Annotated in this window: 8 protein-coding genes; all 8 read left to right on the top strand. The window is 61.5% G+C overall.

Annotated elements, in window-relative coordinates; translation table 11 throughout:
- The coding region (dprA, locus tag QZL71_RS01850) for a DNA-processing protein DprA (protein WP_294647503.1) at positions 1–1,045 on the top strand (1,045 nt) is incomplete at its 5' end.
- Positions 1,046–1,173: 128 nt separating this feature from the next.
- Positions 1,174–3,258 carry a type I DNA topoisomerase gene (topA, locus tag QZL71_RS01855; RefSeq protein ID WP_097781621.1) on the top strand — a complete coding sequence of 695 codons (2,085 nt, stop codon included), beginning with the start codon at positions 1,174–1,176 and terminating at the stop codon, positions 3,256–3,258.
- 12 nt (positions 3,259–3,270) lie between these two features.
- Positions 3,271–4,644: a methylenetetrahydrofolate--tRNA-(uracil(54)-C(5))-methyltransferase (FADH(2)-oxidizing) TrmFO gene (gene trmFO, locus QZL71_RS01860; RefSeq protein ID WP_207698649.1), complete on the top strand. Its 1,374-nt coding sequence runs from the start codon at positions 3,271–3,273 to the stop codon at positions 4,642–4,644.
- 15 nt (positions 4,645–4,659) lie between these two features.
- Complete coding sequence (gene plsX / locus QZL71_RS01865; RefSeq protein ID WP_294647505.1) at positions 4,660–5,676, top strand: phosphate acyltransferase PlsX; 1,017 nt, start codon at positions 4,660–4,662, stop codon at positions 5,674–5,676.
- A gap of 181 nt (positions 5,677–5,857) precedes the next feature.
- A complete protein-coding gene (gene rnc / locus QZL71_RS01870) occupies positions 5,858–6,532 on the top strand; it encodes a ribonuclease III (protein ID WP_097776548.1) in 675 nt (224 codons plus the stop codon).
- Positions 6,533–10,090, top strand: a complete 3,558-nt coding sequence (smc, locus tag QZL71_RS01875; RefSeq protein WP_294647506.1) for a chromosome segregation protein SMC — start codon at positions 6,533–6,535, stop codon at positions 10,088–10,090. It begins immediately after the preceding gene.
- A 31-nt stretch (positions 10,091–10,121) separates the two neighbouring features.
- Entirely contained in the window at positions 10,122–11,072 is a 951-nt protein-coding gene (ftsY, locus tag QZL71_RS01880; RefSeq protein WP_154259312.1) for a signal recognition particle-docking protein FtsY, read from the top strand.
- A gap of 13 nt (positions 11,073–11,085) precedes the next feature.
- Positions 11,086–11,256: non-canonical purine NTP pyrophosphatase (locus QZL71_RS01885; protein ID WP_294647613.1), on the top strand; the 171-nt coding region annotated here is incomplete at its 3' end.

The raw sequence follows: 11,256 nt of genomic DNA on the forward strand, positions 1-11,256 counted from the left end.
CCCGGCCAGCGTTCACGCGGGCCGTGTGCTGGATGCCTTTGGCGGTGCACAGGAAGCATGGGAAGCCCGCGATACGGCAGAATTTCGTCTTGCAGCGGGAGAGGCAGCAGCTCTGCGGGCGCAGCAGCTGGCCCCGGAACAGTACCACCCGCTGGTGATGCGGTGCGATGATCTGGGTGTGCGCATCCTGCCGTTTGACGATCCGGACTATCCGCTGGCGTTTTCCCGCATCCCGGATATGCCGCTGGTGCTCTACTGCACCGGCGATCCGCTCTGGCTCAACGAGCCGGGCGCGGTGGGCATCGTGGGCAGCCGCAAGCCTACCGAATACGGCCTGAACGCAGCGGCGGACATTGGCGGGGAACTGGCCCAAAGCGGCGCTTTGATCGTCAGCGGCCTTGCGGACGGGCTGGACAGCGCCGGGCACCGCGCTGCTGTCAAAAACAACTGCCCTACCATTGCTGTGATGGGCGTGCCCATCGACCGCACCTATCCTGCGGCCAATGTGGTGCTGCGGCACAAGATCGAGCAGAAGGGCTGCGTGATCAGTGAGTACCCGCCCCGCAGTGAGGGCGTTGGCCCAAATGGATTTTTGCAGCGCAACCGGCTCATTGCGGCGCTCAGCTCTGCATTGCTGGTGGTGGAAGCGCAGGAAAAAAGCGGCACCATGTCCACCGTGTCTCACGCCGAACGCTATGGCAAGCCGGTGTTCGCGGTGCCAGGCAGCATCTACTCGCCCAATTCCGCAGGCACAAACGGCCTTTTGCGGGACGGCAGAGCACGTGCCGTGTGTTCTGCTGCTGACCTGCTTGGCCCGCTGGGCCTGCACCGGCAGAGCGCAGCGGCGGTGACGGCAAAGCAGCCGGAGCCTCTGAGCGAGAACGAGCGGAAGGTGCTTTCCTGCATCGGGCCGCAGCCCCTTGGCATTGAGGAGCTTTGCGTGCGCAGCGGCCTGCCTACAGCGATGCTGCTGGGCACCCTGATGAAGCTGGAGCTTTCCGGCCGGGTGCTGTGCATGCCGGGCAAGCGGTATGTGATAAAATAGTATAATTTCTGCTGGCGCAGCACACAACAGCTGTGGTATGATATAAAAATAGAGAATCCCGTACTGTGCAGTTGCACGGTGCGTTCCTGATAGAGAAGAAAGAAAATTTGAAATGGGAGTAAACTCGAATGGCGAAACTGGTTATCGTGGAGTCGCCTGCTAAGGCGAAAACCATTGGCAAGTATCTGGGCGATGATTACGAGGTCACCGCAAGCATGGGCCATATCCGTGACCTGCCCGCTTCCCAGCTGGGCATCGATGTGGAGCACGGCTATGCCCCACAGTACATCAGCATCAAAGGCAAGGAAAAGCTCATCAAGGAATTGAAGAGCAAGGCCAAACACGCAGACGGCGTGCTGCTGGCAACCGACCCGGACCGTGAGGGCGAAGCCATCAGCTGGCATCTGGCAAACATTCTGGGGCTGGACCCCCACGAGCCGAACCGTGTGACCTTTGACGAGATCACCAAAAAGGGCGTGAAGGAGGGCATGGCCCATCCCCGCGCCATCGACGAAGATCTGTTCAACGCACAGCAGGCCCGCCGTGTGCTGGACCGTCTGGTGGGCTACAAGCTCAGCCCGTTCCTCTGGCGCAAGGTGCGCCGGGGCCTTTCCGCAGGCCGCGTGCAGAGCGTGGCCGTGCGCCTGATCGATGACCGCGAAAAGGAGATCGAGAGCTTCAAGCCCGACGAATACTGGAACGTGGATGCCACCCTCGGCGCAGGCCACAAGAGTTTTACCGCCCGGCTGGCCACCGATGCCAGCGGCAAAAAGCTGCTGCCCAAAAGCGAAGCCGAGGCCCGCGCCATTGAAAAGGGTCTGGAAGGGGCCGAGTACGTGGTGGCAGAGCTGAAAAAGGGCAAGCGGGCAAAGCAGCCCACTCCGGCCTTCATCACCAGTACCCTGCAGCAGGAGGCATCCCGCCGCTTGGGCTTTACGGCCACCCGCACCATGCGCGCTGCCCAGACCCTGTACGAAGGCGTGGACATTGCAGGCCACGGCACCATGGGTCTGATCACCTACATGCGTACCGACAGCCTGCGCATCTCGGATGAAGCCGTTGCCGCCGCAAAGGAATATATCGCAGGGGCCTACGGTGAAGCCTATATCTGCCCCTACAAGCGCACATGGAAGACCAAGAGCGCCACTGCCGCACAGGATGCCCACGAGGCCATCCGTCCCTCGGTGCCGTCCCTGACACCGGACGAGGTGGACAAGAGCATCAGCGGCGACACAGCAAAGCTCTACCGCATGATCTGGAGCCGCTTCATGGCCAGCCAGATGGCAGACTGCCAGCAGGACACCGTGTCCGTCACGGTCAGCGCGGCGGACTACCGTTTCAAGGCCAGCGGCTATACCGTTACCTTTGACGGCTTCACCGTCCTGTACGAGGAAGCCACCGACGAAAAGGAAAAGAAGGAGACCGCCCTGCCTCCGCTGGAGCAGGGTCAGGTGCTGAAGCTGCGCGACCTGAAGAGCGAGCAGAAGTTCACCCAGCCGCCCGCCCGCTACACCGAAGCGACCCTCATCAAGGCACTGGAAGAAAACGGCATCGGTCGTCCTTCCACCTACGCACCCATTATCACCACCATCATCGACCGCGGCTATGTGGAGCGCGACCAGAAAAAGCTCAAGCCCACCCTGCTGGGCCGGGCGGTGGATGGCCTGATGCTGGAGCAGTTCCCCCACATCGTGGATGTGGACTTCTCCGCCCAGATGGAAAAGAATCTGGATAAGATCGAGAGCGGCAAGGCCGACTGGCACAAGACGGTGGATGACTTCTACCAGGGCTTTGCGGCAAGCCTCGAGCAGGCCGAAAAGAACATGGAAGGCAAGAAGGTCAAGGTGCCGGATGAGCCTTCCAGTGAGGTATGCGACCTGTGCGGCCGGCCCATGGTCATCAAGGTGGGCAAGTACGGCAAGTTTTTGGCCTGCAGCGGCTTCCCGGAGTGCCGGGGCACAAAGCGGCTGGTCAAGGATACCGGCGGCATCTGCCCCAAGTGCGGCAAAGGCCGTATGCTGGAGCGCAAAAGCTCCAAGGGCCGCATCTATTATGGCTGCGAGCGCTACCCGGACTGCGACTTTATGACATGGGACATGCCGGTGCCCACCAAGTGCCCCAAGTGCGGCAGCACCATGTTCCGCAAAGGCTCCAAGCTGTATTGCGCAAAGGAAGGCTGCGGCTACGAGATGCCGGTGCCGAAAAAGGACTAAAAGGATAAAACTATGAACTATAAAGTAACCGTGCTGGGCGCTGGTCTTGCGGGCTGTGAAGCCGCCCTCTGGCTGGCGGGCAAGGGCGTACAGGTAGACCTGTACGAACAGAAGCCCGTGCATTTTTCGCCCGCACACAAAAGCGCAGGCTTTGCAGAGCTGATCTGCTCCAATAGCTTGAAAGCTGAGCGGCTGGACTCTGCTTCCGGCCTGCTGAAGGAAGAAATGCGCCGGATGGGCAGCCAGCTGTTGACCGCCGCCGAGACAGCCCGCGTGGCCGCTGGCGGTGCGCTGGCGGTGGACCGCGACGCATTCAGCGCCGAAGTGACCCGCATGGTGGAAAGCTGTGAAAATATCACCGTCCACCGGGAGCAGGTGGAGCACATCGATGCATCTGCCCCCATTCTGGTGGCTACCGGCCCATTGACCGACGGCGCACTGGCCGATGAGATCGGGGCCTTGACCGGGGACGAGCGGCTGCACTTCTACGATGCTGTGGCCCCCATCGTCACCGCCGAAAGTCTGGACTACAACAAGGTGTTTGCCGCCTCCCGCTATGACCGGGGCGAGGCCGACTACCTGAACTGCCCTTTCAACAAGGAAGAGTACGAGAAATTCCACGCGGCTCTCGCGTCTGCCGAGCGCGCCCCGCTGCACGACTTTGACACCGGGGCCGAGCAGTCTGCTCAGCCCGACCCGGATGCCCACGGCAAAAAGGCCGATACCGTCACGGTCTACGAGGGCTGTATGCCCATCGAAATTATGGCCGCCCGGGGTGCCGACACCATGCGCTTCGGCCCGCTGCGCCCGGTGGGCCTTGTGAATCCCAACACCGGCCACCGTCCGTGGGCCAATGTACAGCTGCGGGCCGAAAATAAGGAGCGCACCCTGTATAACATCGTGGGCTTCCAGACCAACCTCAAGTGGGGCGAACAGAAGCGGGTGTTCAGCATGATCCCCGGGCTGGAAAATGCCGAGTTCGTGCGGTACGGTGTCATGCACCGCAACACCTTTCTCGATGCGCCCCGGGTGCTCAGCGCCCAGCTGTGCCTGAAAGAACACCCCAATGTGTTCTTTGCAGGGCAGATCACCGGCTTTGAGGGCTATATGGAAAGCGCTGCCTGCGGCCTGCTGGCGGCCCGCAGCCTGTATGCTCGGCTGGAAGGCAAAGAGCTGCCCGCCCCGCCTGTGGATACCATGTGCGGTGCGCTGGTGCAGTACCTGACCACCGAGAACAAGCACTTCCAGCCCATGGGCGCAAATATGGGCATCCTTCCTCCGCTGCCGGAGGAGAGCCGCCCGCGGGACAAGCGCCTGCGTTACATGGCACAGGCTCAGCGCGCTGTTGCCAGCTTCCAGCACTGGCTGGATGAAACTTCTCTTTAAGAAGGGAGAAAAGCTATGAAGATTATCGTGGACATGATGGGCGGAGACAACGCCCCTCTGGCGGTGCTGGAGGGTGCCGCACAGGCCGTGAAAGAGTACGGCGTCACCGTCGTAGGTGTGGGCGACGAAGCGCTGGTGCGCAAGACCGCACAGGAGAACAGCATCCCGCTGGATGGCATTGAGCTGGTGAACTGCACCGAGGTCATCGACATGTGCGATGAGCCTGCCCGCGCCATCCGCCAGAAGAAGGATTCCTCCATCGTGGTGGGCCTGAACATGCTGAAAGACGGCAAGGGCGATGCCTTTGTTTCCGCCGGCAGCACCGGTGCGCTGCATGTGGGCGCAAGCCTGATCGTGCGCACCCTCAAGGGCATCAAGCGCCCGGCTCTGGCTACCATGGTGCCCGCCAAAAAGCAGGCTTATCTGCTGCTGGACTGTGGTGCCAATGTGGAGTGCCGCCCCGAGATGCTGGCAGCTTTTGCCGTGATGGGCAGCTGCTATGTGAACAAGGTGGAAGGCCGCTGCAGCCCCAGCGTGGCGCTGGCCAACAACGGTGCCGAGGAGAGCAAGGGCACCCCCATGCTCAAGGAAGCCCACCAGCTGCTCAAGACCACCCCCGGCATCCGCTTTGTGGGCAACATCGAGCCCCGCGATGTGCCGGGTGGCGAAGTGGACGTTGTGGTGTGCGACGGCTTTACCGGCAATGTGATCCTCAAGCTGACCGAGGGCGTGGCAAAAATGCTGCTGGGCATGCTGAAGCAAATGTTCCTCGCAAACCTCGGCGGCAAGCTGGCCTACCTGCTGCTCAAGGGCAGCGTGGCAGACCTGAAGCACCAGATGGACAGCGAGGAGTACGGCGGCGCACCCTTCCTGGGGGCCAAGCAGCCGGTCATCAAGGCCCACGGCTCTTCCAAGGCCAAGGGCATCAAGAACGCCATCCGTCAGGCAAAGATCTGCGTGGAGAACGATCTGTGCGGCACCATGCAGTCTGCGCTGGACGAGCTGGCTGTGGCACAGAAAACTGAGGAATAAGGGAAGCGGGCTTGCCCTCTCCGTCATTGCTTCGCAATGCCACCTCTCCCAGGGTGAGAGGCTTTGGCAGTTCGTGCAGACTGCATCGATTTGCCAAGGGCTCCCCCTTTGGGGGAGCTGGCGAACGGACGTGAGCCTGAGAGGGCGAGGATGCTGACCATCAATAAGGGAGCTAAAACATATGAGCCATCAGTTGGAAACAATTATTGGTTATAAGTTCAAAAACCCGGAGCTGCTGGAGATCGCGCTCACCCATACCAGCTATGCCAACGAGAGCCGCACCCCGGTCAAGCACAACGAGCGGCTGGAATTTCTGGGCGACAGCGTGCTGCAGATCGTCTCGGCAGATTATCTGTTCCACGCCTATGCCGACCGGCCGGAGGGCGATTTGACCCGCATCCGCGCCAGCCTTGTCAGCGAGGGTGCACTGTTCCAGTTCGCGCAGGAGATCGATCTGGGCGAGTACCTGCGCCTTGGCCGCGGCGAAGAGCGCTGCGGCGGACGCAACCGCCCCAGCGTTGTGTCCGATGCGTTTGAAGCGCTGATCGCGGCTTTGTATCTGGATGGCGGCATGGATGTGGCCCGCAGCTTCATCCTGCCCTTTATCACCGAGGGCAAGCACGCCGAGGCTGACTATAAGACCCGCCTGCAGGAGATCGTGCAGCAGAACCCGGAAGAGCGGTTGAGCTATGTAGTAGAAAGCGAGTCCGGCCCGGATCACGACAAGCATTTCGTGGTGGCTGTGCGGTTCAACTCTGACCGCGTGGCCCGTGGCGAAGGCCGCAGCAAAAAGGCCGCTGAGCAGTGCGCAGCAAAAGAAGCGCTCAAGCTGCTGGGCGTGATAAAGGAAAAGTAAATGGTATTCAAGGAACTGGAGATCCAGGGCTTCAAGAGCTTTCCCGATAAAGTCAAAATTCGGTTCGACGCAGGCGTTACCGGCGTGGTGGGTCCCAACGGCTCCGGCAAGTCGAACCTTTCGGACGCAGTGCGCTGGGTGCTGGGCGAGACCAGCTCCCGCCAGCTGCGCGCGGCAGGCAAGATGGAGGACGTGATCTTCGGCGGCACCCGGCGGCGCGGAGCCATGGGCTTTGCGCAGGTGCGGCTGACGCTGGATAACGCAGACCACACCTTTGATGTGGATGCGGACGAAGTGACCATTGGCCGCAAATATTACCGCTCCGGCGACAGCGAGTATACCATCAACGGGCAGGTGTGCCGGTTGAAGGATGTGTACGAACTTTTGCTGGATACCGGCATTGGCCGCGACGGCTACTCGGTCATCGGGCAGGGCCGCATTGCGGAGATCGTGGCCGCAAAAAGCAGTGAGCGCCGCGAGATCTTTGAGGAAGCCTGCGGCATTGCCAAGTACCGCTACCGCAAGACCGAGGCGGAACGCCGCCTTGCTGCGGCGGGCGAAAACCTTGAACGCCTGCGGGACATCCTTGGCGAGCTGGAAAGCCGGGTAGGCCCGCTGGAAAAAGAGAGCGCCAAGGCAGAAAAGTTCCTCGAGCTGGCCGCACAGCGCAAAACGCTGGAAGTGACCCTGTGGACCGACGGTGTGCACCGCGCGCGCGAAGCCGTGCGCCAGCAGGTGCGGGACTACGAGACAGCACAGGCCGACTACGAGCGCTTTGACCGGGAGACGAAAGCCGCCGAGCAGGAGGCTGAGGAGATCCGGATGCAGGCACAGCAGCTTACGGTTGCTGTTGAGCGCCTGAATGGGGATATCCGCAGCATCACCGAGCAGATCAGCGGGTCGGAGAGCCGTATCGCTGTGCTGGAAAACGACATCCTCCGCAACGAGGAGAGCGCCGCATCCCTGAAGGAAGAGATCAGCGCCGGGGAACAGGACAGCACCGAGGCACAGGCCGCCTTGCAGCGCCACCGTGCCGTGGCAAAGACCATGGAAGCGGAGGGCGAAAAGCTGGCGGCAGAGATCGAAGCGTTAAACGCGGAGATCGCACGTCTGACCGATGCCAGCAGTGCCAGCGGTGCCCGCAAGGATACCCTGAAAGCGGAACTTGCCGGCCTGACAGCCCGGCGCACCGAAGCGCAGGTGGCGCAGGCCGCTGCCGAAGCTGCCGGGGAAACAGCCCGCCAGCGCCTGCCTGCCCTTGAGCAGAGCGTGCAGGAAAGCACCGCCCAGCGGGACGAAGCAAAGCAGGATCTGGACGACACCATCAAGTATCGCCGGATGCTGGAAGAAAACGAGAAGCAGCTGGCAAATGTCCGTTCCGGCGTGGAACTTAAGCTGAAAGGCCGCAAGGCTGCGCTGGACGATGCCGACGCAGCAGAGCAGTGCCTTGGCCGTGAGCTGGATGCGGCCCGCCAGCGCCTTTCCGTGCTGCGGGAACTGGAAAAGAACATGGACGGCTACCAAAACTCGGTCAAGGCCGTCATGCGTGCTGCCGGTGCACGCCGCCTGCGGGGCATCATCGGGCCGGTGTCCGCCATCTTAAAGGTGGAGCCGGGCTGTGAAGTGGCTGTGGAAACGGCTCTGGGCGGTGCGCTGCAGAACATCGTGGTAGAGAACGAAGCCGCTGCCAAAGCGGCCATTGCCCTGCTGCGCAATGACAATGCAGGCCGCGCCACCTTCCTGCCGCTGGATACCGTCCAGCCCGGCGTGTTCCGTGGCCGACTCTCCGGTACGGCACGGCTTGCCTCCAGTCTGGTGCAGGCCGACCGCCGGTATGACAACATCGTATCGAACCTGCTGGGCCGCATCATCGTGGTGGACGACATCAACGAAGCTTCTCGCGTGGCGCGGGACAACGGCTTTCGCAGCAAGGTCGTGACCATGGATGGTCAGGTGATCAATGCAGGCGGCAGCTTTACCGGCGGCAGCGTCCAGCGCAGCGCAGGCCTGTTCACCCGCAAGCAGGAGATGGAAGAGCTGCGGGTGAAAGCGGCCAAGTTACAAAAAGACTGCCTTGCTGCACAGGAAAAGACCGACCGCTGCAAAGAGCAGGTAGATGCCCTTCAGGCAGAGCTGACCGCCACGGCCAGTGAACAGATCACCGCCGCCAACGACAAAGTGCGTGCCGAGGCAGAGCAGAAGCGGCTGGAAGCTGCTGCCGCCCAGCTGGAAACGGCCCGCAGCAACGGCCAGCAGCAGATCGATGCTTTGCAGGCGGCCTTGACAGAGAGCCGTGGCAAAGCAGAGGAAGCTGCCAGCCTGCAGGCCCGGCTGACGGCAAAGATTGACCTGCTGACGGCGGAGATGAACCGAATTGCCGAAGGTGACGACAACTTTGTGGCTCAGCAGACCGAACTGAGCCAAAAGCTCAGCGCAAAGCGGCTGGAACAGGTGACCCGCCAGAAGGATGCAGAACTGGCCTACAGCCAGATCGCAGCGCTGCAACAGCGGGCACAGGATGCCGCTGCCCGCCGCGCCACGCTGGAAGAAAGCCTTGTGGCACTGGCACAGCGCAGCGAGAGCTGCCGGGCAGAAATTGCAGCCATCCGGCAGGCAAAGTCCGACAGCCAGACCGAGATCGCCCAAAAAGAAAAGGCCATCCGGGAAGCCACGGAACAGCGGCTGGAACGCCAGCAGGCTGAAACAGCAGCATTGAGCCGGGCGCGTACTTCCTCCGACAGCCGCGAGGAAATGGGGCGCGAGATGGCCCGCCTTGCAGAGCGCAAGGCCGCTGCCGAGACCGAGTACGACCAGACCGTGGCAAAGCTGTGGGATGAATACCAGCTCTCGGTCAGTCAGGCAGAGAACCTTTGCGTGGAGTTTGAAAGCCTGACGGCCCTGCGCGCACAGGTGGCCGACCTGCGCGGCAAAATTCGCGCCCTTGGCAGCGTGAATGTGAGCGCCATCGAGGAATACAAGGAGGTCAAGGCCCGCTACGATGCCCTGATGCATCAGGTGACCGATGTGGAGGAAAGCCGCAATGAGCTGACCCGCATGATCTCCAAGCTTTCGGCACAGATGCGGGAGATCTTCTCCGACAGCTTCCGCGCCATCAACGAAAACTTTGGCCGCGTATTTACCGAGCTGTTCGGCGGCGGCGAAGCCAGCCTTGTGCTGGAGGATGAAAGCGATGTGCTCTCCTGCGGCATTGGCATCCGGGTGGCACCGCCGGGCAAGGTGATCAAGAATCTGGAAGCGCTTTCCGGCGGCGAGCAGGCGCTGGTGGCCATCAGCATCTACTTTGCCATTCTGGCGGTCAACCCGGCCCCGTTCTGTATTCTGGACGAGATCGAAGCCGCTCTGGACGATGCCAATGTGGTGCGTTTTGCCCAGTACTTACGCCGGGTGAGCGACAAGACCCAGTTCATCGTCATCACCCACCGCCGCGGCACAATGGAAGCCGCGAATGTGCTTTACGGCGTTACCATGCAGGAGGACGGCGTGTCCAAGCTGCTCAAGCTTGATCTGGAACAGGTTGACGCAACGCTGGTTTCCTGATATATATTAAAGAAAAAGATAGGAGGACACCATGGGGTTCTTCGGATTTGGCAAGAAAAACAAAGAAAAAGAACAGGAAAAAATGAAAACGGGTCTGGAAAAGACCCGCACCGGTTTCTGGGGCAATATCCTCAACACCCTCACCGGCAGCGTCATCGACGATGATATGTACGATGAGCTGGAAGAGCAGCTCATCCTTGCAGATGTGGGCGGCGAGGTGGCCGTGCGTCTGGTGGATAAGCTGCGCGACCGTGTGCACGAAAAGGGCCTGAAGACCGGCGAAGAGGCGGCGGATGCCCTGCGCGACATCATTGCCGAGGAAATGACACCGGATGCCGAGATGGATCTTTCCGGCAAGCCGGCCGTTATTCTGGTCATTGGCGTGAACGGCGTGGGCAAGACCACCAGCATTGCAAAGCTGGCCGATCACTACACCCGCGAGGGCAAAAAGGTGATGCTGGCCGCAGGCGATACTTTCCGTGCCGCAGCCAGCGAACAGCTGGAGATCTGGGCCGACCGCGCCGGTGTGCCCATTGTGAGCGCAGGCGAGGGCGCAGACCCGGCGGCTGTCATTTTCGACACCGTAAAGTCTGCCACCGCACGCGGCTATGACATGGTCATTGCCGACACTGCAGGCCGTCTGCACAACAAGGCAAACCTGATGGCAGAGCTTTCCAAGATCAGCCGCAGCGTCAAGAAGGCCAGCCCGGAAGCCAGCCTTGAAACGCTGCTGGTGCTGGATGCCATCACCGGCCAGAACGCCATCAGTCAGGCCAAGGAATTCTGCAAGGCTGCAGATGCTACCGGCATCATCCTGACCAAGCTGGACGGCACCGCCAAGGGCGGCTGCGTGGTGGCGGTCAAGCAGCGTCTGGGCCTGCCGGTGCGCTTCATCGGCGTGGGCGAGGGCATCGACGACCTGCTGCCCTTTACCCCGGAGGGCTTTGTGGAAGAGCTGCTCCCACGCCAGTGGAAGCACTAAGGAGGGTCGCAGCATGAAAATTTGTGCAGCTACCGGCAACGCCGGAAAGCTCCGCGAACTGCGCCGCATTCTGGAAGCGCAGGGCCACGAGGTGGTCAGCCAGAAGCAGCTGGGCATCACCATCGAGCCGGAGGAGACCGGCACCACCTTTGCCGAGAACGCCCTCATCAAGGCTGAAACCATC

Origin of the sequence: uncultured Faecalibacterium sp., assembly GCF_900066275.1 — a bacterium.
Classification (GTDB): Bacteria; Bacillota; Clostridia; order Oscillospirales; family Ruminococcaceae; genus Faecalibacterium; species Faecalibacterium taiwanense.